Raw genomic sequence first — 23,503 nt, forward strand, 5'->3', positions numbered from 1 at the left:
CAATGGGCGTCAATATTTCCTAGGCACAACAATTTTCCTGGTTCAATGCAAATATCAGTCCAAATAAAATCATGAAAAGGCCTTCCTGGCCGCCCTTTTACCTTGAAAAAACAACCCCGTGGCGCTGATATTTGCGGGGGGCTTTTTTTTTCGCTATAAAGAACATAGATTACAAGAGATAACCAGTCCCTCCACGACAGCGAGCCTGACCTGCCGGGCCATCCCGTATACCAAAGCCAGGGAGTTCTTATGCAACGAGTACTTTTTCTGGGCCCTACCTTCTTCAAGCCCGGCATCTGGTCCACCCTTGCAAGATACGTGTACGGCGACTTGTTTCGCGCCCTGCATGGAAGGTGTGAGCTGCATATGATCTCCAACCCCATGCCCGGCCACGCCCAGGAAGGCAAACGCTACCTGAACAACAACTTCAACGTCGCCTTCTATGAAATACCGGCTGAACTCAGCCAACCACAGCGAATACAGCGCATCATGGAATTATGCGCCGGCATCCGTCCGGATGTGATAACCAATGTTTTCGCTGGCGGCACAAAATGGGGGCACGCCGCTTCCGTCTCCGCCCACCTCCTGGGAGTCAAAGGCATACCCCGTGTTTCCGGAGACGAAATCACCAGCTTTCTCATGCAGGGCGATTTTGCGCCAGACAGCCCGGAGCACAAGCACAGACTGGCGCTAGAAGAAGAAAGTTTCCGCCTGGCAAGCAAAGTCATCGTCATGTCTCCTTGGGAGCAACGCAGAGTGCAGTCTATTTTGGAGGGCAATGCACCGGAGAAAGTCGAGGTCTGCATGCGGGGCGTTAATTTTGAACGCTTCACGTATAAGGAGAAGCGTACGCCAGGAGTGCGCAAGGTCTCGTACCTGGGGCGTAAATCTGCTGAAAAAGGCTATTTTCTGTTGGAAGAAGTAGCCAGTATGCTGGAAGAAACGGCGCCAAAAGTTCGTTTTCTGTTCGCCGGCAACTTCGAGCCAATGCGCACCGGCAACCGCGTCTACACGGGCTATATCGACAGCGAGCAGCTCAATGCCTATTACGACAGCATTGACGCCCTTGTCTTACCCTCCGTCACTGAAGGCATGCCGCAGGTGGTTTGCGAAGCCATGGCAAAGGGCAAACCAGTCATCGTGCCCCGCCACCTTTTTCAGGGGTACCTGCAACACGGAAAGAATTCCCTGCTGGTGGAACTGGACACAAAGGACATCGCCAAGGCCATTCTGATGCTGCACAATGACCCGGAATTGTCCACGGCTATCGGACTGGCAGGCAGGGACTTCGCACGCGCGCATTTTGACAAGACCGAATGGGACAAGCGATACCGGCAAATCATCCTTGGCTGATGCCCCTTTCTTAGAGCGTGCAGGAGCATGAAGGCCCTACCGCCTGTACCTTCCTAGCGCAACGGTTCGAGTAACTTCAAGAGTTTTGGCAGGTCATAGGTGTAGCTTTCATCCCCTCCCGCCGCCATAACTCGAATGAACAAAACGCGACGAGCAAGCAAATACAGGGCGAAATCTTTTAATCTTTCCGGCCAGACAGGAGTCTCCGGACGGGCCCGGACATAGGCATCCACCGTGGCGGCCACGTCTGGTGCATTCATATCGACTGTCCCGTGGACTCTAAAGCACACAAAGGCCAGATCGGAAAACGCCAAGCAGGTCCTTGCCGAATCCGGATCCAAAAACAAAGGGCGCCCGTCTTCCTGGGTAAGTATGTTGCCGGAGTGCAGATCGCCATGCACGATTTGACGTGGTCCCTGCCCTATTATCTCCTGCACACGCTGGAGCCGGCTGACAAGGGACTCCAGCCCGTGCTTACGGGCGGCCACAGCCACATCTGGCACGGCAGCGGTAAGGTGATTGCCCAAGTCGGGCAGTGTAGTGGCGGAAAAAGCATCGTGTAAGCAGGCCAACCTTCGCCCCAGCTCGTAGGGGTCGGGCTTCGCAGTGCCGCCAGGATGATAGTTCTGTAGCGACACCACTCTTTCACCCACAAAGTTGAGCAGCGCTCCATGCTGTGAAGCCAAGACTTTCGGCATGACGCCGGAACGATTGGCAGCCTTATAAACACCTTCGAGGAATTCCAGACGGCTGTTCACGGCATTGGAGTGGATCTTGAGGACCAGCAGCGTGCCGGAAGCATTGATTAGCGACGCATTGGCCGCCAGTTTCTTCACCAGCCGCAAAACATCAACGGGAATACCGTAGATTTCATGCAGGGCGTGCAGCAGCCGGGCGTTGTCCATGCCGCTATCTATCATGCATTCCGTCCTTTGCCGTCGCAAGGGATGTTCACTCGATGTCCCCCCACTGGAGGAAGGCGCCTTTCTTGATCTCGCGACTGACAGTGCGTCCTTTTATTTTTGCGAAATCAGCAACGGACACGCCCTTTTCTGGCCGGGCGAACCAGACGGTGTCTGCATCCAACAAATCGCCAGGCGCAAGGTCGCGGGACGCCAGGCACGACATGCGGTTCCTCTGCTGGTATTCTAGTTGCGCAGTGGTAAACGTATCCGTCAGCTCGCCCATGGCCTGATCAATTTCCTTGATGGTCGCGACGACGAGTTCAATGTCACCCTTTGAAATAGAGTAGGCGCGTTCGGGCCGAGGTTGGCGCCTATCCAGGGAGACAGGCTTTTCCAGGGCGTCTGCTCCTGCCGCAACCGCGGCGTACAGCATTTCATACCCAGCGTAATGGCAGGAAAGCCCCATGGGGGTCTGGAGCACGCCTTGCATGGACTTCAGGCTGCCCAGAGCATGTCCCGCGGCAGGGGCGGGGTGCCCTGCGGGGTTATGGTTGACCACCACCCCGGCGGCTCCTGCGTCCCGCAACGTCTCTACTGCGCGCATAATCTCGCTGCGGCGGCAGGCGCCCGTATCCATGAAGACGGGAAGGCCCGACCTGGCCGCATACTCCAGCAAAGGCAGGTGCACCACGTCGGGAGAAGCGATCTTGATAGCGCTCGCCTTGATCTCACATAAAAAGTCAATGGCCTCGAAATCATGAACAGTTGCCAGGAACGCCACACCTTTTTTGGCGCACAAAGCCCTGACGGCGGCATGCTCTTCCAGGCTCAGTTCACATGCATCCATGTGTTTTGCCAGAGAAATTTCAATCCGTTCGCCGTCCTGCTCATAGCCCATCATGACATTTGGATCACCAAGAATGGCCGCCTTGTTGAACGTCTCAGTCTTGACGCAATGGGCACCCGCCGCAATGGCGGCCTCTGCCAGTTCCAAGGCCAAATCAATGTCGCCGTCGTGACAAACACCGAGTTCGGCAATGAAGAAACACGGATGCCCCGGTCCCACCAGGCAATTGTCCACCTTCACAGGCGCCACAGTACTAAAGGTAGCCACGCTATTCACACACTCCTGCAGTTGTCGATAATGCCGCCCAAAGTGGCGATGAATCGGGTCTCGTCCCAAACGTGCATTCCGTGTTCGATCAATTTCGCGTCAAGAAATGCCTGGATGACGCGTCCTTCAAATGGCGTAGAAGCCACAGGAAGCATGCTTTGCCCCCTGGCGAGTAATTCATAGAGTGTGATGCCCCCGGCGCAGATAACCACATCGCACTGCGCCAGTACTGCATGTAGATTTTCCGGCTGGCGGACAATGCGCCAAGGTTTGCCCCCTGCCGCCACCAGGGCCGAGATTTCCCGCGCCGCGGCCTTGTCCGCAGCAAGACCAGGCCCCAGAACGATGGTGGCCTTACATGCGCTCTTCATTGTAGCCAGCGCCTTGAGGGCTTTTTGCGTCAGCCCTGTGGGGTCCGCCCCCCCAAAGGTAATGGCCACGGTGAAAGGCTTTTTTCCATCACAGGGCGCAGATACATGCGGGGTAAACGCATCTTCCGACAGCATCATGTATCGCGGTCCGAGCAGAAGCTTCGTGGATTTTTCCTTGCATACGGCTCGGGTTTGGCGTTCTGCAGCATCCGGGACATGCGCCAGCGCAAGGATCGAACCATTAACATAGACATCACAGACAGGAACCCGGAACCTGGCGTCATCGATACAAATCGTACGGCACCCTTCCCGCCTGAGCAGGTCAAACGATTCAATATCCAGATCCGGATACGGAAGGTCCACCACCACTGCTGCATTTTCCGGGGGAACGCCGCTGGTTTCGATAAGTGACAGAAGCGTTTCTACGGCGACGGCCTTGCCCTTATGGGGCGCTGCGTCAGGCAACACTTCCACCTGGAATTCGCTCCGTTCGAAAAAATCCACCGCTCCAGGTAAAGAACGGCATACAAAAACAGGCCGCACCCCAACGGTGGCAAGAGCTCGGGCCAGCGTCAGGCAGCGCACAGCATGGCCGAATGAGAGACCATATTCACGCCCCGCATCACAACGTAATATGCAAATATCAGGAAAGGGGCGGTCAAAAAGCTCTGCAATCCATTCCCGCACCGGACGCGGACGAAGCTGGCGTTCTTCACTCGCGGAAGGCATTCGTTTTACTCGCAAAGTATGAACAAGAGTGCGGTCTTTTTGCTGTTATCAAGCATTATGGACAGGTCACACTTCCACCAGCACAAGGCAATACTTTTCCGGCCCTTCAAAGCCTTCCCACCGCTCCACACCCTTGGGCTGCGCAGCTTCATGCTGGCGAAAAGCTTCGCCAAAGTCCTCATGGGTCAGGACTTTGACCACGTTTTTACCCAACTCACGGTACAGGGCGGGATAGTCATGGGAAACAATATTTGTCTTAAAGGCGCGCTTTTCCCGTAGTTCGGGAGTCGTTCTGGTTTCGTCGTACTCCACGTGTAGAATGTACTTGCCGCTGACACGGATCAGTTCCGAAAGCGCCGCCCTGATTTTGCTGGGGTGGATGTTCATGAAAACACCTAGGGTGAAACCAACGTCAAACGCATTGTCGTGAAAAGGCATCTTTGTTGCGTCGCCGTTGACGAGGTCCACCTGCAGATCGCCCAGCCAATCCTTTGCGTTTTCCAGCTGGGTGCTGCTAAAATCCAGGCCGCCAATGCGCTTTTCGGGGTGCATTGATTTAATGCGCCCTACATTCCAACCAAAACCGCAACCGGCTTCAAAGGCGGAATCGTAATCCAGGTAGGCGAGTTCGTTTATGATGAGATCCTGAAAAAACACTTCCCGCTCGAGATACCCGGATGTCGTGATCTCCTTGCAATAGGCATTGCCTCTTCTGACCCAATAATCACGCTGATCCGCAAGCTTTGGCAATGTAATGCCGAAAAGTTTGTAAAGGTACCGCTTAAGCGTATAATCGACCTTGTAGAGTTCTACGCCAAAGAGCTTTTTCCAGTGTTTCTCGATGTTATTTGCAGCGGTTGAATTCATATCACGTCTCATGTTTGCTTCGTAGCCTGTTGGCACAAAGGGGTGGGGCCTATGGCCAGTACGTGCCGACCATATCGGCATTATCGGCGCAAGGATTAGAGGAAGCCCGGCACGTTACAGACTGTGGACGCTGCTCAGGAAAGGGGGCATGCAAACAGCATCAGACCAAATATCTGACAATTCTAAAATTTTCTGCATACTTGACGCCGATTATCCGTCCATCTGCAGCATTTTGTTTTTCTACAAAATCCAGCCATGCCCAGTTCACACGCTCCATTTCCGAGGCATGGGCCCGCAGGGCTTCCATCTTCTTCTCCATAACCTTGGAAATATCGATGTAAAAAGAACCACTGAAGGGGTGCCCGGTCTCATAGTAGTTGCTGCGATACATCAAATACCTGGGAGCATGCCTGCCAGCCATAAGCGTACATTGGGCCGCCTGTTTGTGGTCGCGGTGCACGTCATTGTCCCAATGGCTGTAGATCGTGTCTATTTCACGGTTTTCGATAACTGCCTGGATGGACTTTGTGAGCTGTTCATTGAAGGGGATTTCAAACGTGGGATAGTCAAAGTAGATCAAATCCGCACCCATGATCTCAGCCGACTTCTTGCCTTCCTGCAAGGCAACGTCTGCAGAGCGGATCTCCTGTCCATGAGGGTTCACGTACCCCGAATCCGAGAGTACAAGCATGGTGACTTCGTCGCCGTTCTGAATGTGCCGGATCAGTGTACCGCCACACCCCAGTTCCAGATCATCAAAATGAGCGCCCACGCCGAGAACCTTCATGGTATCATCCTTATAAAGCTTGAAAATCTCGAATGTAAAAATGGTAAATACCTGCAGCAAGGCTGTGCTGCTGCGGCTGATCATTGGGCAAAGCAAAGCCGTCATTGTGCCCTACCATGACTCTGTGGGTTTTGGATACAGTCTTGGGGGCATCAGATATTGTACATGCCGATTTTGTAGCCGGCGAGATTGTTTTTATCGAGAAACCATTGCACCGTTCGCTCCAACCCTCTGCGCATACCTTCCTTACCCGCAAATTCAGGCTTCCATGCAGTGTTTTGCAATATTTTGGAGTTGTCGCACCACAACCTCTCCACTTCACTGCCTGCGGGACGCATGCGTTCTGCATCACATTCTATGGAAAACTCTACGCCCATGACCTCTCCAATCAAGCGAGCGGTTTCGCCAACGGAAATCTCAAAGTTGCTGCCGGCATTGAGTACTGCACCCAAAGCCTGGTCAGACTCTGCCACTGCTATAAAGGCCTTGGCGGTATCCGTCACATAGGTAAAATCTCTGGTTGGCGCCAGGTCGCCCAGACGAATGCTCCGTGCTCCACCAGCCAACTGCGTGATGATAGTAGGAATAACCGCTCTGGAGGATTGCCGCGGTCCATATGTATTAAACGGGCGCAACACCGTGACGGGCGTCTGAAACGAGTTGAAATAGGAGAGTACTATCTGGTCGGCGCCTATCTTACTGGCAGAATAAGGCGATTGCGGCTGCAGCGGATGATCCTCCGTGATAGGAACGGAGAGCGCCGTGCCATAGACTTCGCTGGTGGAGGTGTGCACAAGTCTGCTCACGTCTTTTTCACGGCAGGCCTGCACCACATTAAGAGAACCGCTCACGTTTGTAGCGACATACGAGCCCGGCGCAACATAAGAATAGGGAATGGAAATAAGCGCCGCCAGATGAAACACAAGATCACAGCCAGCAACGGCCGAGCGGACAAAGGCTGGATCTCTAATGTCGCCAGCAAGAATGTCCATTTCCCCGGCGAGCGCTGCCTTGGACGTATCCAGCCACCCCCAGCTACTAAAGGAATTATACTGCACCATCGCCCGCACCTCATATCCAGACTCGAGCAACAGTTCCGCAAGGTGTGAACCGATGAAGCCATCAGCTCCAGTCACTAACGTCTTGCAAGCCATGAGGTCTCCAAGCGTTGAAAAGTAATTGTTATCCTCAATTTCTCTATCTTTACGGCAGCATACCAGAAATATCAAGCTGCACGCCCTGCCAGAGGGCAATCAAGGGGCGCCAGGTCTCATTCGGCTTCGTGGATGCGGTAGCAGGTACTGCACAGTGTCAGACTCTTATGCATATTCTTGTCTAGCAACTGCCGGAATTGCTGCAGTGTCTCACTTGTGTTCCAGATAGCGCGAAGGCTGGATTCGTTCATGTTACCCACAACCAGAAAATTGTCATAGTCTGCGCAGCAACATGTAACCGTCCCATCCCAGTCCACGCTTAATTTCTGGTAAACCTCTGAACAAGGGCGGTACGACTTTTTGATAGTTTCCTGCTTGCGCAATATATCCAGTTTCTCCAAAGCTTCGAAGGACTTGATCTGATGCGAACTCAACCGTGACAAATTTGTTTTTCCTACACCCACGGAATCCACTATATTTACCCAATATGCGACAAAAGCATCTATCTCGGCTTCTGTTTCATTCGTCATCGAACTTGATATATGGATAAACGGCTTTTCTTTTTCCCCTCTGAGAGCCACCAAATCCAACACGGTGCTTTTCAGTTTGTCATACTGCTTATTGTTGCGCATTATTTCATACTGTTCCTTTGTCGCACCCTGAAAAGAAAAAATCAGTGAATCGACGCCAATATCCACAACAGACTGCAGTTGCTCGCGGCTTACTGCTATACCGTTGTTTGTAATATGAATATTAATGTCCTTTGACTTTGCATACCGTACATAATCAATGATATTGGGGTGCATGGACGGTTCCCCCCAGCGTATGATGCGAATGGGAGTACCGTATTCTGCGCACTGGTCGACAAGCGACTTCCAGGTATCTTCAGCCATAAACCCTTTTGCACGCGTCATGGCTTGCTGGCCACAAAAGATGCACCGCAAATTACAAACATTTGTCAGCTCTGCATCGACAAGATAAGGGAACTCAGGCAAACGGTCTCTATGCTGCAATACCGTTTTGAATTCTTCGTTTGTATACAACTGTTTGAACGAATTCACCCTGTTCGAACGTGGATTTACATACTGCATGCATTGCTCCCCAAAATCATAAACAACATGTTGGCTGTTACATCACGCTGTGTATGCCAAACGATGACGACCTGCCTGGCGCCGTCTGCGTTTATACATTTATCTTATCCACGCCGCCAAGCTCCGTCAAAACACAGACTCCAAAATTGCCCCCTTAATCACCTGATACAAAAACACTTTCCAGCACAAGAAAGGCGATCAGGCCGCATCCTGCCTGTTGCACATCCTGAGCCCTTGTAATTTAAGCAAATTACATGCCGTCATGCTTTACACGCCCCTTCTCCCCCGCATTCTCCTTGACTTTTGCAGCAAGCCATAGAAATATTATATTAAATAAAAAAGGAATACGCTCTTTACGATGGCCCAGAAAGTGGTTTCTATATCAGCGATGGAAGTATCTCGCTCTCCCGATGATGTACTGGTGACATATTCACTGGGTTCATGCATCGGCGTAGCAGCCTTTGACCCACAAGCACATATCGGGGGGCTCATTCACTGTCTGTTGCCACATGCCAACGCTTCACCGGAAAAAGCTGCTGAAAACCCCTACATGTTCGTCAGCTCCGGTGTCGTGGAAATGGTCAAAAAGCTCATGAAAATGGGCGCGTCCAGGGAGCGGCTCATTCTGAAAGCAGCAGGCGGCTCCAAAATGATGCAGGTCAACAACCTCTTTGATGTTGGCGCGAGAAACACCGAAGCTTTGAAAAAACTTCTTGCACACAACAACATCCGCTTGAAAGCCAGCGATTTCGGAGGCAATATTCCCAGGACCATGTATCTTTACATGGATGACGGCAGGGTTGTTATCAAATCACTCGGCACGGAGCGGGAGATATGAGCAAACGCGAAGAAATCGTCAATAGCTTAAGGATGCTACCGCCTTTGCCGCCTGCAGCTCAAAAAACGCTCCCCCTGCTTTGGAACACCAATTCCAACCTGACGCAGATTGCCGCAACCATCCAGCTTGACCCGGGTTTGACAGCAAACCTGCTGCGGCTGGCAAATGCTCCCAGCATGGGGTGCGTGCGCAGCATAGCAACTGTTCATGACGCACTTGTACGTCTTGGGGCGAGCCGTGTCGCTCAACTCATCCTTGCCGCCAGCACTGCGCCGCAATTGCGGCCCGCCACACCCGGATACGACCTGCCGCCCGGCGCCTTGCTTGAACATTCCATAGCCACCGCCCTGGCAGCCGAAGAAATCGCTGCGGAAACCGGCGTTACTGCACCACCCAACACCTTTACAGCCGGACTGTTGGCGAATATCGGCAAAACAGTGATGGGCGAGTATTTGCAAGTGGATGTGCGCCCTCTACTGGAGCTGGCCTATTCAGAGTTCATTCCATTCCAGGAAGCCGAGAAACGACTTTTAGGCATAGACCATGCCGAGGTGGGGGCGCTACTCCTGCAAAATTGGGGGCTGCCCGAAGAAATTGTCCACGTCGTCCGCTGGCATCTTGATCCTGACAACTGCGACACCCCCAGCCTGACTTTGGATCTAGTGCACGCAGGCGAATCCCTTGCCAAAATGTGCAGCATCGCCCTTGGCATAGACGGGCTCCATTATCATCCTTCCACTTTCGTGATAGAGCGGTTGCAACTGACTCCCGAGATCGTGGAAAAAGTCATGGCATCAGTGGTGGAAAAGGCGGCAGAACTCAGTGAAATATTTGCTCCACGCTTTTGAAGCTCTCGCTTCGCCGGCCTGCTATAAAACGTGTTTCTTTTTCGCACTTCTCTTGTTTACTACTACATTCCTGCACGTACCTTCCTGGGCCAATGCGCAAAATCCTAAAAACGGCCTTGAGACCTTGCCCATTGCCATAGACGTTGGGCATTCGATCCCACGCGGCGGCGCAACCAGTGCTCGTGGAAGGGCTGAATATTCATTCAACAAAGTTCTTGCAGAAAAGATACAGTTGACCCTTCATTCGAATGGATTGACCGGCGCCTTTCTCATTGCCCCCGAAGAAAAACACATGGCGCCAGGCGACAGGGCGCGCCTCGCCCACGCCAAAGGCGCCGCGCTCCTGCTTTCCATCCACCATGATTCTGTGCAGCCTAAATATCTCAAACCCTGGACATTTGAGGATCGCGCCCTACGCTATTGCGACCTCTTTCAGGGGTACTCGCTTTTTTATTCTGAAAAGAACCCCTCTTCTGAAAAAAGTCTTGAACTGGCGCACTCCATAGGTCAGGAACTTCGCATTGCCGGATTTACCCCCACAGACCACCACGCCGAACCCATCAAAGGCGAGAATCGCGACTTCGTTGACCCCGAGCATGGCATCTACAGGTTTGATGATCTGCTGGTACTGAAATCGGCAGATACCCCTTCAGTCCTTCTGGAAGCCGGCGTTATCCTCAATCGCATCGAAGAGCGCGCGCTAAACGACCCTGCCAGACAACAGAGGATGTCCTGTGCTGTCTGCGCTGGCATCCTGAAGTTTCTTGGCCTGAGCTCCTCGAGTCAAGGCAACTGCACCCCTCTTAACGCTCCGAATTCCTATAATCAAATCACTCCCCAGTAGCTTTCTCGGAACAATCGCACAGCATATTATTATTGACTGCCTGTTCAGACAATATTAAAGTTCGAACAACCATTCAATAAGAGGTGCCCATGGCGAAACGAAAACGCAAACCCAGTGAAAAAGTCGAACGAATCTTGTTGGCGGCAAGGAATCTTTTTGCCGACAACGGTTTTGAGAATACATCTGTTTTTCAAATCGCTGAACAGGCTAACGTAGCTGGCGGCACAGTAATCTATCATTTCAAAACCAAAGAGAATCTACTTTTTATTCTCTGCAGGCACATTCTTTACAATCTCTATAAAGCACTTCGAGAAAGCATCCAGGACTCTGCTACAAGTGCTGCTGCACTCGAAGAATTCATACTTGAATACGAAAGATTCGTCACACAGAATCCAGCGGACTATCTTGTCCTCCTTAACGCAGATCCATTCCAGATACTGGATGTATCACAATCGTCCTACTTGGATCTAAAGATATATCAATCCTGGCTCGTACAACTTGTTACTGACATATTAGATGAAAGTAATAGTACTGAAAATAGTTCTGACCTTCCTGCAACAGAAGCATCTATGCTCATTATATCTATGCTACACTGTGCAGCTAAGAACTATTTACTCTCTAATGGACAAAGCCCCAATCTGTTTCCTGAAGTGATTCTCTTTACAAACGCGAGACTTGCATTCACTTCCCATTCTGATAAGGGATGAACAAGCATCTTTAATTTTTTCAGGGGAGATCGACAAAAATGAAAAATATCAAGCTTGGTGTCAAAATTATGGGGGGTTTCATCATCACGGCGTTGATTACCGTGGTGGTGGGACTTGTTTGTATGGACGTCATCATGTCGCAATCTGACCATCTGAATACCATCGGGCAAGAAAAATTGCCTGGCGTACGCTCTTCCCTGCAAATTGGGTCTGACACCCATGAACTTATAGGCAATTTGCGTATTCTTCTCAGCCCTTATCTGAATAGTGAAGAGCGTGATGCAATTTATGCAAATGTCCAACGTATCCGTGCTCATTACAAAACAGCCTGGGACAATTATCAGGCACTCCCACTTACTGCAGAAGCAAAGCGGCTTCTTGCCCAATTTGAAAGCGCCAACAATGCACTCAAGGAAAAAAGCAACACGGTTATAGGACTTTCGCAACAATTACAGCAGATAGACATCCTTAACCCTGCAGACTACATGCGCGAGCTCCAATTATTCCGTGGTGACCACTACAAGCTTTCTACGCAAGTCGGGGAATTACTGGCTGTAGGCCAAAGATTTGAGGGAGGCACAGACCCCACCCAATGCAACTTTGGCAAATGGCTGGCTGGCTACACGACATCCAACCCCGAACTGCGTAAAATCATTGAAGAGGTCAAACCTTACCACCAGAAATTCCACGAGGCGGTGAAAGACATAAAGTACGCCGTTTCCCAGGGGCTGGATCAACGCGCCCAATCCATCTTTACCGGACAACTTTTGCCCAATGCAGAAAAGACCTTTGCCCTGTTCCGGGAAATGCGGGCAGAAGCCCAGAAGTCGGTCGATACCTTTGCGGAAATGAACCAGGTCGCCCTTGTTGAACAGATGAAAGCCCTGGAAGACACCCTCACGGCGCTCAGCCAGTCCGTAAAACTGAACGAAGACGAGGCAAACCAAGCACTTCATGAAGCCGAACAAGACAGCTCGAGCGGCATGATCATGGCAACCTCTGGAATCGGCATCGGGTTGCTCCTTGCCATAGCCCTCGGCATCTTTCTCACCAGGGGCATCACCCGCCCCATCCGCCAGGGCGTGACCTTTGCCCAGAACATGTCGGAGGGCGACTTCACCAAGGAACTCGACATCCACCAGAAAGACGAAATCGGGATTCTTGCAAAAGCACTCAATGAAATGGTCAGGAGACTTCGCGAGGTCGTTGCCGACGTGCAGTCCGCCTCAGAAAATGTAGCATCCGGCTCTGAAGAACTCAGCTCCTCATCCCAGTCCATGTCGCAGGGCGCCACAGAACAGGCAGCCAGCGTTGAGGAAGTTTCCTCCTCCATGGAGGAAATGAGCAGTAATATCCGCCAAAACGCTGAAAATGCGCAGACCACGCAGGCCATCGCCCTGAAAGCGGCGCAGGATGCCAAGGAAGGGGGCGAGGCGGTTTCCGACGCAGTTGAAGCAATGAAGCATATCGCTGAAAAAATAACCATCATCGAAGAGATCGCCCGCCAGACCAACCTCCTCGCGCTCAATGCCGCCATTGAAGCGGCTAGAGCCGGAGAGCACGGCAAGGGCTTTGCCGTCGTCGCCGCCGAGGTGCGCAAATTGGCAGAACGAAGCGGGGCAGCTGCTGGCGAAATCAGCGAATTGTCGTCTTCCACTGTATCCATTGCTGAAAAAGCCGGCACAATGCTCACCAAAATGGTGCCCGACATCCAAAAGACTGCAGACCTGGTGCAGGAAATTGCCGCAGCAAGCAACGAACAGGACTCCGGCGCGCAGCAGATCAACAAGGCAATCCAGCAACTCGATCAGGTTGTACAACAAAACGCGTCCGCCTCTGAAGAAATGGCGTCCACCTCAGAAGAACTCTCCAGCCAGGCAGAGATGCTTATGTCCACAATGGGCTTTTTCCGTGTGGGCGAGGGCAAAAGCGCCAAACGAAGCGCCAGACAAAAGGCCCTGCCACAAAGTAAAAAGACTAATCCCGCTTCCAAAAACAACCCTGGAGTTGTTCTGGATATGGACAGCGAGTTTAATGACGAAGCTTTTGAACGCTTCTGATTACAGGGCGCAATCTACTCCGGCCAGGCTTGCTTCGAATGCGCAACTGTACTAGTAGTTGGTAAGGACAACTAAAGGGAGCAGACCATGGAAGACAACGCAAGTGAACTTAATCAATACCTGACGTTCACGTTGGGTGAGGAAATATTCGCGTTGGACATCTCCTTTGTCCGTGAAATTCTCGATGACACCAACATCACGAGAATTCCGCGAACGCCCCCGTCCATGCGCGGTGTACTCAACGTCCGTGGTCATGCTGTGCCCGTTGTCGATTTGCGCAGAAAATTCGGCATGTCTTCCACAGAAATGACGGTGAACACCTGCGTTATCATCACTGAAGTCACCATCGATGACGACATGGCCCAAGTAGGGGCGCTTGCGGATACCGTGCAGGAAGTACTGGAGATTTTACCGGCCCAGATAGACCCCCCACCGCAGATGGGCACCTCCATAGACACGCGCTTTATCCGCGGGATGGCAAAAAAAGACAACCGTTTCATCATCATTCTTGACGTAAACCGGATATTCTCCTCGGAAGAATTGGCCGTAGCGCAATCACAGTCAAAACAGCCTGCAGAAGAACAAGAAGCCTGACACCTGCTGCCGTTTCAAGCTTTTAAGATAAAAAGCCCTCCAGCCACATGGTTGGAGGGCTTTTTCATTACCCGATTTCCCCCCATTATATCCCCTACACAATGTCCTCAAAAAATGTAGTGTAATATAACAAAAGTGAATTCTTCTCTCAGAAGAAGTGGAATCAATCCTCTAAGAGTGACATTTTCTTTATTGCATTTGTTCAAGAGGCTCTGAATCACACCACGATACAAGATGGGAATTAAGCATCATCAACTCTGCTTTATACGTAAATATAGATAGTGTGCTTCATGGAGTGAACATACAGGATAGATCATTACAATACGCATCCAGATGTATGTCTATCTCAATTTGCAACTGAATCACCACCAAAGAGTTTCACAATTGTGAACACCTTTATCCACAATTGGCAATCACCCACCTCCCATGGGGCCGCACACACTGCTGTCATAACTTCAACAGACAAACCCAAAACAGGGCTTGAACAATCTCAGGCACCTAAAGTGCCTGAACATGAAACAAGAGTCACTTAACCACCCTTGCACCCTGACGTCAGCTACGGGGCATCAGGCGGGAATGTCATAAAATGGACTGCTACAACTCGCAAGATACAAGAAGCCAGGGAACTTTTTACGATTAATTGACTTGAATTACTCTAGAGCCATCATATATTTTTTAACTTTGCTCGTCTCTTTTGCATGACTTTTTATATTTTAGTAGTTTTCACACCTTGTTTTTAACATTGTTCTTTTAAAATCATAATCAAAATTATTCTTTTTAGAATTATTGCTAAATAATCTAGAAACGATATGTTACACCATTGATACATTCATACATCATGTAGAGTTACTGTTTTTTTATTCCAGTTTTATTTGTGTGTTGTTGCATCATACAATTCCACACAACACTAAAGACATATTACGCCCTTACGCTTGACACACGAGCAAGCTTTGCGTACATGATTGTCGCTGTCCCCAACTTTAAACCTGGACAATTTATACATGAAGGCAAAAATCAGAGTCGAAAATGTTTCAAAGATTTTCGGCGACCGTCAGGAAGAAGCCCTGCAGCTGCTGCATCAGGGTAAGACCAAAGGTGACATCCTGGAGGCGACAGGATGCGGCGTGGGCGTATCCCAAGCGACCTTTGAAGTCATGGAAGGAGAAATCGTCGTTATTATGGGCCTTTCTGGTAGCGGCAAATCAACACTTGTCCGCTGCCTCAACCGGCTGATCGAACCTACTGAAGGCAAGATCTTCATCGACGACCAAGAGGTAACGAGTCTCGACACGGCGCAACTGCGCGAGGTACGACTCAAAAAACTGGGCATGGTATTTCAGAATTTCGCCCTTTTCCCCCACCGCACCGTCTGTCAGAACGCGGAATACGGCTTGGAAATCCAAGAGGTTGATCCTGCTGAACGCCGTCAGCGTGCAGAAGCCGCCCTTGAACAGGTTGGCCTCAAAGGATGGGAAGACTCGTACCCCCGCCAGCTTTCCGGCGGCATGCAGCAGCGTGTCGGTTTGGCCAGAGCGCTGGCCCTCGACCCCGATATCCTGCTCATGGACGAAGCTTTCAGCGCGCTGGACCCACTGATTCGCCGCGACATGCAGGACGAACTCATCGCGCTGCAGGAAAAAGTGCACAAGACCATTGTTTTCATCAGCCACGACCTCGACGAAGCCCTCAAGCTGGGCGACCGCATCGTACTGATGAAGGATGGACGCATTGTGCAAGTCGGCACCCCGGAAGACATCCTTACCGAACCTGCCAATGACTATGTTGCCCGCTTTGTGGAAAACGTGGACATTACCAAGGTACTGGTCGCCGAATCCGTCATGGTCAGGACCGATGCTGTGGCGTACGTCAAGACAGACGGGCCCAGAGCTTCCTTGCGCAAAATGAAAAGCAGCGGAATCTCCAGCCTTTTCGTGCTGAACAAGGACCATATCCTCCAGGGCGTACTCACTGCAGATGACGCCTTGGCCGCCATAGAAAAGGGCGAACGGGATATCACCAACATCATGCGCACCGATCTGATTACAGTTAAGCCAGACACGCCGGCTCAGGATCTCATACAGATCATACACGATCTTCCCTACCCCCTGGCTGTGACTGACGAAGACCAACGCCTGAAGGGAGTCATCGTCAGAGGCTCGCTGCTGGGCGCCATTGCCGAACGCGGGAGGGCCAATGCAAGTTCCTAGAATACCTCTTGGCGAGGGAATCGAAGCTCTAATCAACTTCCTCGTCGACAACCTGTCTTTTATCACCAAGGCATTTTCCAAAGTCACCGAAAGCGGTCTCGAAGTGCTCGAAAGCGGCCTGCTGGCCATGCCGCCGTGGCTGCTCATCATCGTGATTGCCGCCATTGCCTACTACTTCACACGCAAACGCGGCATCCCCATCTTCGCGCTGCTGGGCCTCAGCCTTATCTGGAACATGGGCCTGTGGCCCGCCACGGTAAGCACAATCGCCCTCGTTCTGGTCGCCACGCTCATCGCCATCCTCATCGGTATCCCGGTGGGCATCGGCACAGCCATGAGCCAAGTAATCTATCGGATTGTCATGCCCATTCTGGACGTGATGCAGACCATGCCGGCCTTTGTCTACCTTATTCCGGCCATTCCTTTTTTCGGTCTGGGCAAGGTTGCCGCCATCTTTTCCACGGTGGTCTTTTCCATGCCTCCGGCAATCCGGCTTACCTGCCTGGGTATCAAACAGGTGCCTGGTGAACTGGTGGAATGCGCCGACGCCTTCGGCTCGAACCGTTGGCAAAAATTGTTCAAGCTCCAGTTACCTCTGGCAACGCCAACCATCATGGCAGGCGTCAACCAGACGGTCATGCTCGCATTGTCCATGGTCGTCATCGCAGCCATGATCGGCGCCAAAGGCCTTGGTGGCGAAGTCTGGAAGGCGATCCAGAGGCTCCAGATGGGGTACGGTTTCGAAGCCGGTATTGGCATCGTCATTGTCGCCATCATCCTGGACAGGGTCTTGCAACGCGTTGGCATAAGAAATCAGCAATAGATGTAATGCATAGAATGCGCACTGAACGCGCAACATAAACAGGAGGAAAACATGAAAGGTAAAACTATTCTCGCAGTTCTGCTTTCTCTGGCCATGGTTGCCATGGCTGCCGTACCCGGCTTTGCCGGCGACAAGGGCAAAGTGAAAATCGCCTACGTGGAGTGGGATTGCGCCACTGCCAGCACCAACGTGGCCAAGGCTGCTCTGGAAAAAATGGGCTATGATGTCGAAGTCCTGCCCGTTGCCGCCGCTGCCATGTGGCAGGCTGTTGCTACTGGTGATGTAGACGGCATGGTTACCGCATGGCTGCCCGTGACCCACGGCGACTACCTTGCCAAGGTTAAGGATAAAGTTGTTAACCTCGGCCCCATCGTTGGCGGCGCCCGTCTTGGCTGGGCTGTGCCTTCCTACGTTGAAGTCGACTCCATTGCCGACCTCAAGGGCATGGCTGACAAGTTTGACGGCAAGATCATCGGTATCGATCCCGGTGCCGGCCTCATGAAGCTTTCCGAACAGGCCATGAAAGACTACGCCCTCGATGATTACAGCTTGGTAGAAGGCAGCGGCGCCACCATGACTGCTGCTCTGTCCGGCGCCATCAAGGACAAAAAGTGGATCGTGGTTACCGCCTGGTCCCCCCACTGGATGTTCGGCCGCTGGGACCTCAAGTACCTGAAAGACCCCAAGGGTGTTCTGGGTGAAGAAGAAACCATCAACACCATCGTCCGCAAAGGCCTGAAAGAAGACATGCCTGAAGTATACGCTTTCTTCGACAAGTTCAGCTGGAAGGACCCCAACCAGCTGCAGATGGTCATGGCCTGGAACCAGGAGTCCGGTACCACTCCTGAAGAAAACGCCAAAAAGTTCCTCAAGGAACATCCTGAGATGTTCGAAAAGTGGACCAAATAGTACTGTCCGCTTGAAGCAGAGCTCTCCGGCGTAAGCCGGTAGCATGAACGCACTGCCGCCCCTCGATGTATTACCATCGGGGGGCGGTTTTTTTATGCTCTACATTCCGGCGAGTATCTGCAAAATACCCTTGCGCACCAGCATCACGGCTATGGCCGCCAGCAAAAGGCTGGCAACCTTGGAAACGGTGCGCGCGCCCTGGCGTCCCAAAAGGGTGATGATCCAACGACCGATGTAGAAAACCACCCCCACAATCACCATGTTGAGCGCCAAAGCCAGCGCTGTCAGCCACGCACCGTGTTCGTTTGCCAGCAGCATGACTGTTGTCAGCAGGGCTGGCCCGGCAATCAGCGGCACGCCCAGTGGCACCGCCCCTACTGATGCAGGGTCATGGGGCTCTGTCCGGCGCTGCACCTTGTCGGCGTGCAACAGGTCGCTGAGAGAAATGGCGAACAACAACACTCCCCCAGCGATCATGAAGTCGGCCACGGTAACCCCCAGAGCGGCCAAAAGGGGCGCCCCGGCAAAGAGAAACAGCACGGAAACGGCGCTCGCCGTGAGCACCGACTTGAGAATGAGCCATTTGAGTCGTGCCGGCTCAAGACCTTCTACAAGGCCGATATACATGGGCAACACGCCTATCGGGTCCACCGCCACAAAAATGGGGACAAAACAAAGCCAGAAAACGCCCATAGGCATTCTGCGACCGTTTCTATTTCCACCGGAAAATGGCGGAACCTTCAAAGGTCGCACCTCCCGGCTGACCACTACAACCGGCAGAATTTCCACGCAAGGGGGGCCGTGCTCAAAAATGCTCGTGGCTACTGGCGCATTGCTACGCTTGTGTTTTTCATGCTCGCAGCCCTATGATGCGCGGGTCGTGAACCAGCACAACCTGATTTTCAAAACGCGCAACAGGGAGTCAGACATGTTCATACTCAAACACGTAGCCCGCGAAGAAGCCGCCAGAGAACCTGAAAGTAAGATAGCCAAGGCCTACGCAGTAATCCCGCCCCATGTACCCTTGCCCGAGCCCTTGGAGATGATGAGCGCCAGCCCGGAACTGGCGATGATCCAAAGCCGCTCGCTCCGCTATTTCATCACCCACGAAAAACTTGATTTCAGCTTTTTTGCACTGTTGCGACTTATCGCTGCAGATCATTTCGAGTACCCATACTGCTTGCAGCTCAATACAACCATTCTGGAACGCGCCGGCGGCATGTCTCAGGAAGAGATAGAAATCCTGCGACGAGACCCCGCAAAAGCACCGTTGGAAGAACCACAGCTTTCCCTGTTCCTGTTCGTGTTGAAGCTCATAGGTGATCCGTCTTCCATAACGGAAGACGATGTGAACGCCCTTCGCAATAAAGGGTGGGATGATAAGGATATTTTCGACGCAGCCTATCACGCCGCCATGATGCAGGGCCCCAGCATGCTCTTTAAGGCGTTCATCAAATAGCAAAGGGGGCGCTTGCGCTCTTTGGCTGCTTCAGGCAAGGTTTGCTCCCTTAAGGGGTCTGATATGAAACAAACAAAACTTGCCGCCATACCGACATTTTGCGTATTTGTATTCATTGCCGCCTGTGTGCTGCCAGCACTGGCAGGCCTTGTTCCGGAAGCCAGAGCAGACTCCATGGACGACGCCAATGCCGCTGTGCGCGCACAGGAACAGGGGCGACTGGACGAAGCCATGGAACTCTATACCCGGGCCATAGATTCAGGCGAGCTGCCTGATGGCGACAACCTGCTCTCCTACCTCTACAACAATCGCGGCCTGATCTGGGTCAAACGCAAAGAATACGACAAGGCATTGCAGGACTTTGATGCCGCAATCTCCCATAAGAAGGACTACATCTTCTACTTCAACAAAGGGAGGCTGCTCATGGAACAGGGCAAGGACCAGGAAGCCATCGCAGCCTTTACCCAGACGTTGATGAAAAAACCCGATTTCACCAGGGCGTTCCATGCCCGGGGTCTGGCCAAACTCAACACAGGCGATGTTGAAGGCGGCCTGGCGGACCTGAAACAGGCAAAACAGAGCTTCCCCTTTCTGGAAACTCGCGGAGAATAGACGACATGCCCGCTTTGTTCCGTTTGACAATAACCTCTTTGCTGTTCGCAACACTTTGTCTCGCCGGGTTCACTACCTTTACTACGGGTGCGCTGGCTGCAGACACGAAAACCGTGCCCGGCATTCAATGGGGCATGAGCAAAAGCGACGTTAAAAAACTGATCAAACGCGAAAACAGCAAGGCGATCTTCACGGAAACCATCTGTGAAATTCCCCTTGGGCTCGATTTTTTCGGCGGCCTGCCCATCTTCACCAGGGATACAGGCATAGAAATGCTCAAGGTGTACAACTACGGACCACTGTACTTCAAGGATGACAAGCTGATAGGCATGCGCGAGGACATCCGCTACCTGGATGAGTTCACCGGATTAAAAAAACGTTTCCCCAAGGGGCGCTACACTACCTACCGGTTTCCCCAGGAACAGGTGATCCGCACCGTTTTCCTGCAAAAGGAAGGAGACGAATACGTCTTCACAAACCGCTATTTCGATCTTTACCGCTTTGCCCCCAAAGCCAGACAAGAAGTCATCACCCAGGTGCGCGGCTCCTATTGCTGGCATGTGAAACAGACCAGCCCAAATCTGGAGCCCTATGCCGCGGAATACGCCCAGTGTGTCGCCACGTCGCCACGTATGGACGCGGGCCTGGTGCAGGAAGATTTCGAGCAGTGCAAACGCTACTGCGCTGCAACACCTGAAATGTTCTCATCAGACTCCTGCGTCGCCCACTGTGAAAGCGCCCTGGCTCGCGTCAGGTAAAAAAACCTCGCCATACCCGCCACGTTGACATCGACCTGACCATCTCATAAAAAATTAGCATGGGAAAACCTCTGTGCGACAGGAGCATCCCGTTTCTGATCGCCAACGCTCCAGACAAGGAGACCCCCCATGCGAAATATGACCAAAGCCGTCCTGCTGTTGGCGCTTCTACTCTGCGTGGCCAGACCGGCCGCAGCTGAAAAAGCGCAGCAGTGGTATATCGACCCGCCCCATTGCTCCATCACCTTCACCATTGACCACCTGCTGGCCAAGGTGCCCGGACAGTTTCTGAAGTTCTTTGCCAATGTGGCTTTTGACCCGGAACGCCCTGCAGACAGCTCCATTGAATTCGCTGTGGAAACCTCCAGTGTGAACACGCACGTGGAGGCGCGGGACAAGCATCTGCGTACAGGGGACTTTTTCGATGCAGAAAAGTACCCACGCATTTCGTTCAAGACCGACTCCATTGAAAAGACTGGTGAGAACACCTATGCCCTGCACGGGGTGCTGACCATGAAAGACGTGAGCAAAAAAGTCACGTTGCCCATGGAGTACCTGGGCGAAAAAGGCGGTGTTATGCGCCCCACAGTAAATATTCTGGGGCTGCACTCCTCCTTTGTGGTGGACAGGCTCGAATACGGTGTGGGGTCGGGCAAGTTCTACAAAATGGGGCTTGTGGGCAAGGAAGTTGAGGTTCAGGTTCACCTCGAACTCCTGGATGAAGAACCGAGCTGATCTGTGGCAATGCCTTATCAGGCTCACATCCTCTGCGGGGAGGGGCGCCCCTTCCCCGCAGTCCGATTGCTACATGTCATCAAATCTCCATTCTATTCACCTTGCAACCAGGTATCGATTTCGTGTACTTAATGAAAACGGCTGTTGTATGATGCCACCCCATGTATACATTTGACGGCGCTTGCCAAGGAACCACGAGGGCCCCATGTCCACGAACATGCCAGCCGATCACAAGACTATCGCCAAGCAGATCGTTCTTCCTTTTGGCAAATCCCTGGAGATCAGCTTCAGGAGCTTGAAACTACGCTTTTTTCGCTCCATGATTACTGTCTCCAGCCTGGTGCTGGCTGTCTCCTTTCTGGCTTTTGTGCTTATCAGCGCGGATATCGCCAATGGCCTGCTGCATAATGGCGGCGACGAGGCCCAGGAAATTCTGACGCAGGCGGGCTATGACGTGGAGTCCGGCAATGTGGGCTCCAGCGCCAAGGAGCGCTGGATCGTTGTGCTTTCCCTGCTGGTCTGCGCCGTGGGCATTGTGAACGCCCAACTCATGGCGGTTACGGAACGCTTTCGCGAAATCGGCGTCATGAAGTGCCTGGGAGCTCTGGATCGTTTCGTATTGCGTCTGTTTTTGCTGGAAGCCGGCATGCAAGGCATGTCGGGATCAATAATCGGTGCGGTCTTCGGCATTTTCGTCGGTCTGCTTGTCTCCGGACTACGCTTTGGATTCAACGCGTTGACATATCTTTCCATGACCGACGCACTGCTCTCTCTGCTCTGGGCTGTTTTCGCCGGTTTTGGTTTGAGTCTTTTCGGCGTCCTCTACCCCGCCATAATTGCGGCGCGCATGCGCCCTGTCATGGCATTGCGCGCAGAGCACTAAAAGCAGCTATTACGTAAACCAAAGACATACGACCAGGAGCCTCCCATGGCCGAACAGGCCCCCAAGGATAAGGCCGTGAACAGCCAAGAAAGCCGCCACACGATTGTACGCGTTATTGGCGTTACAAAGTCGTTTCGCATGGGCAAAGTGGATGTGCAGGCCCTCAAAGGGGTGGACCTGGAAATTTACGCCGGGGAGTACATCTCCATCATGGGGCCATCCGGCTCGGGCAAGAGTACGCTCTTCAACATGATCGGCGGGCTGGACAAACCCAGTGACGGCAAGGTCTTCATTGACGAAGTCGATATCTCGCAGCTCGATGCTTACGAACTGGCCTGGCTGCGTAACCGCAAAATCGGCTACATCTTCCAGACATTCAACCTGATACCGGTGATGACAGCGCTGGAAAACGTGACCCTGCCCATGACCTTTGCCGGCATGAACTCTGAAGACGCGGCGGAAAAAGGCATCAAACTGCTGGAACTGGTGGGCCTTGGCTCCCGTTTTCAGCACAAGCCCCTCGAACTTTCAGGCGGCCAGCAGCAACGTGTGGCCGTGGCGCGCTCCCTGGCCAACGATCCGGCAATCATCCTGGCCGACGAACCCACAGGCAACCTCGACCTGAGCACGGGCGAAGAAATCATCGACCTGCTCAAGCACCTTTCCCAAGAGCGAGACGTCACCATCATATCCGCCACCCACGACTATAAAATGCTCAACGTTTCCGACCGCGTCATCTGGATTCGCGACGGTCAGGTGGACAAAGTGGAGCACCGCGAAGAGCTCAACATCTCTGTGGGCGGCATTCAGGGCAAAGACGGGCAAGCCGGCATGATGGCCGGAGAAAAGGCCTGA

24 protein-coding genes are annotated in these 23,503 nt (G+C 52.5%); 16 read left to right on the top strand and 8 right to left on the bottom strand.

The features are described 5' to 3' along the window. Nucleotides 1-249 precede the first annotated feature (249 nt). Nucleotides 250-1,353 carry a glycosyltransferase family 4 protein gene (locus ACZ5EH_RS04650; RefSeq protein ID WP_464276966.1) on the top strand — a complete coding sequence of 368 codons (1,104 nt, stop codon included), beginning with the start codon at nucleotides 250-252 and terminating at the stop codon, nucleotides 1,351-1,353. Nucleotides 1,354-1,406: 53 nt separating this feature from the next. Here the strand turns inward: ACZ5EH_RS04650 and ACZ5EH_RS04655 are convergent, their stop codons facing one another. From ACZ5EH_RS04655 to ACZ5EH_RS04685, 7 genes are all read right to left on the bottom strand, one after another. Next, nucleotides 1,407-2,273: a phosphotransferase enzyme family protein gene (locus ACZ5EH_RS04655; protein ID WP_464276967.1), complete on the bottom strand. Its 867-nt coding sequence runs from the start codon at nucleotides 2,271-2,273 to the stop codon at nucleotides 1,407-1,409. A gap of 31 nt (nucleotides 2,274-2,304) precedes the next feature. Further along, nucleotides 2,305-3,372, bottom strand: a complete 1,068-nt coding sequence (locus tag ACZ5EH_RS04660; RefSeq protein ID WP_464276968.1) for an N-acetylneuraminate synthase family protein — start codon at nucleotides 3,370-3,372, stop codon at nucleotides 2,305-2,307. Nucleotides 3,373-3,377: 5 nt separating this feature from the next. Next, nucleotides 3,378-4,472: a hypothetical protein gene (locus tag ACZ5EH_RS04665; protein ID WP_464276969.1), complete on the bottom strand. Its 1,095-nt coding sequence runs from the start codon at nucleotides 4,470-4,472 to the stop codon at nucleotides 3,378-3,380. A gap of 66 nt (nucleotides 4,473-4,538) precedes the next feature. Then, a complete protein-coding gene (locus ACZ5EH_RS04670; protein WP_464276970.1) occupies nucleotides 4,539-5,339 on the bottom strand; it encodes a class I SAM-dependent methyltransferase in 801 nt (266 codons plus the stop codon). Between the two features lie 160 nt (nucleotides 5,340-5,499). Then, nucleotides 5,500-6,231, bottom strand: a complete 732-nt coding sequence (locus ACZ5EH_RS04675; RefSeq protein WP_464276971.1) for a PIG-L deacetylase family protein — start codon at nucleotides 6,229-6,231, stop codon at nucleotides 5,500-5,502. Nucleotides 6,232-6,278: 47 nt separating this feature from the next. Beyond that, nucleotides 6,279-7,280, bottom strand: a complete 1,002-nt coding sequence (locus tag ACZ5EH_RS04680; RefSeq protein WP_464276972.1) for an NAD-dependent 4,6-dehydratase LegB — start codon at nucleotides 7,278-7,280, stop codon at nucleotides 6,279-6,281. Between the two features lie 116 nt (nucleotides 7,281-7,396). Further along, nucleotides 7,397-8,371 carry a radical SAM/SPASM domain-containing protein gene (locus tag ACZ5EH_RS04685; RefSeq protein WP_464276973.1) on the bottom strand — a complete coding sequence of 325 codons (975 nt, stop codon included), beginning with the start codon at nucleotides 8,369-8,371 and terminating at the stop codon, nucleotides 7,397-7,399. Nucleotides 8,372-8,792: 421 nt separating this feature from the next. Between ACZ5EH_RS04685 and ACZ5EH_RS04690 the strand changes: the two genes are divergently transcribed. From ACZ5EH_RS04690 to ACZ5EH_RS04730, 9 genes are all read left to right on the top strand, one after another. Further along, nucleotides 8,793-9,209 (top strand): chemotaxis protein CheD, encoded by a 417-nt coding sequence (locus ACZ5EH_RS04690; protein ID WP_464276974.1) that lies wholly within the window; start codon nucleotides 8,793-8,795, stop codon nucleotides 9,207-9,209. Further along, the gene (locus ACZ5EH_RS04695; RefSeq protein WP_464276975.1) at nucleotides 9,206-10,057 is read left to right on the top strand and encodes an HDOD domain-containing protein; all 852 of its coding nucleotides are present in this window, start codon (nucleotides 9,206-9,208) and stop codon (nucleotides 10,055-10,057) included. The genes ACZ5EH_RS04690 and ACZ5EH_RS04695 overlap by 4 nt, the downstream gene beginning before the upstream one ends. Then, nucleotides 10,032-10,901 carry an N-acetylmuramoyl-L-alanine amidase family protein gene (locus tag ACZ5EH_RS04700; protein ID WP_464276976.1) on the top strand — a complete coding sequence of 290 codons (870 nt, stop codon included), beginning with the start codon at nucleotides 10,032-10,034 and terminating at the stop codon, nucleotides 10,899-10,901. Before ACZ5EH_RS04695 ends, ACZ5EH_RS04700 begins: the two co-directional genes overlap by 26 nt. A gap of 89 nt (nucleotides 10,902-10,990) precedes the next feature. After that, nucleotides 10,991-11,608 (top strand): TetR/AcrR family transcriptional regulator, encoded by a 618-nt coding sequence (locus tag ACZ5EH_RS04705; RefSeq protein WP_464276977.1) that lies wholly within the window; start codon nucleotides 10,991-10,993, stop codon nucleotides 11,606-11,608. Nucleotides 11,609-11,646: 38 nt separating this feature from the next. Further along, nucleotides 11,647-13,668: a methyl-accepting chemotaxis protein gene (locus ACZ5EH_RS04710; protein ID WP_464276978.1), complete on the top strand. Its 2,022-nt coding sequence runs from the start codon at nucleotides 11,647-11,649 to the stop codon at nucleotides 13,666-13,668. Nucleotides 13,669-13,755: 87 nt separating this feature from the next. Further along, nucleotides 13,756-14,262 (top strand): chemotaxis protein CheW, encoded by a 507-nt coding sequence (locus ACZ5EH_RS04715; protein WP_464276979.1) that lies wholly within the window; start codon nucleotides 13,756-13,758, stop codon nucleotides 14,260-14,262. Between the two features lie 1,001 nt (nucleotides 14,263-15,263). Then, nucleotides 15,264-16,469, top strand: a complete 1,206-nt coding sequence (locus ACZ5EH_RS04720) for a quaternary amine ABC transporter ATP-binding protein (protein ID WP_464276980.1) — start codon at nucleotides 15,264-15,266, stop codon at nucleotides 16,467-16,469. Next, nucleotides 16,456-17,292, top strand: coding sequence for an ABC transporter permease (locus ACZ5EH_RS04725; protein WP_464276981.1), 837 nt, complete (start codon nucleotides 16,456-16,458; stop codon nucleotides 17,290-17,292). The genes ACZ5EH_RS04720 and ACZ5EH_RS04725 overlap by 14 nt, the downstream gene beginning before the upstream one ends. A gap of 51 nt (nucleotides 17,293-17,343) precedes the next feature. Further along, nucleotides 17,344-18,201 carry a glycine betaine ABC transporter substrate-binding protein gene (locus ACZ5EH_RS04730; RefSeq protein WP_464276982.1) on the top strand — a complete coding sequence of 286 codons (858 nt, stop codon included), beginning with the start codon at nucleotides 17,344-17,346 and terminating at the stop codon, nucleotides 18,199-18,201. Nucleotides 18,202-18,300: 99 nt separating this feature from the next. Here the strand turns inward: ACZ5EH_RS04730 and ACZ5EH_RS04735 are convergent, their stop codons facing one another. Continuing rightward, nucleotides 18,301-18,894 (bottom strand): MarC family protein, encoded by a 594-nt coding sequence (locus tag ACZ5EH_RS04735; protein WP_464276983.1) that lies wholly within the window; start codon nucleotides 18,892-18,894, stop codon nucleotides 18,301-18,303. Nucleotides 18,895-19,129: 235 nt separating this feature from the next. Between ACZ5EH_RS04735 and ACZ5EH_RS04740 the strand changes: the two genes are divergently transcribed. From ACZ5EH_RS04740 to ACZ5EH_RS04765, 6 genes are all read left to right on the top strand, one after another. Beyond that, entirely contained in the window at nucleotides 19,130-19,660 is a 531-nt protein-coding gene (locus ACZ5EH_RS04740; RefSeq protein WP_464276984.1) for a hypothetical protein, read from the top strand. Nucleotides 19,661-19,723: 63 nt separating this feature from the next. Continuing rightward, nucleotides 19,724-20,272, top strand: coding sequence for a tetratricopeptide repeat protein (locus ACZ5EH_RS04745; RefSeq protein ID WP_464276985.1), 549 nt, complete (start codon nucleotides 19,724-19,726; stop codon nucleotides 20,270-20,272). Between the two features lie 5 nt (nucleotides 20,273-20,277). Beyond that, complete coding sequence (locus ACZ5EH_RS04750) at nucleotides 20,278-21,030, top strand: hypothetical protein (RefSeq protein WP_464276986.1); 753 nt, start codon at nucleotides 20,278-20,280, stop codon at nucleotides 21,028-21,030. A 129-nt stretch (nucleotides 21,031-21,159) separates the two neighbouring features. Beyond that, the gene (locus ACZ5EH_RS04755; protein WP_464276987.1) at nucleotides 21,160-21,765 is read left to right on the top strand and encodes a YceI family protein; all 606 of its coding nucleotides are present in this window, start codon (nucleotides 21,160-21,162) and stop codon (nucleotides 21,763-21,765) included. Nucleotides 21,766-21,970: 205 nt separating this feature from the next. Further along, nucleotides 21,971-22,648: an ABC transporter permease gene (locus ACZ5EH_RS04760; RefSeq protein ID WP_464276988.1), complete on the top strand. Its 678-nt coding sequence runs from the start codon at nucleotides 21,971-21,973 to the stop codon at nucleotides 22,646-22,648. Nucleotides 22,649-22,693: 45 nt separating this feature from the next. Then, a complete protein-coding gene (locus ACZ5EH_RS04765; RefSeq protein ID WP_464276989.1) occupies nucleotides 22,694-23,503 on the top strand; it encodes an ABC transporter ATP-binding protein in 810 nt (269 codons plus the stop codon).

The sequence above is a fragment of the Desulfovibrio biadhensis genome (assembly GCF_055388615.1).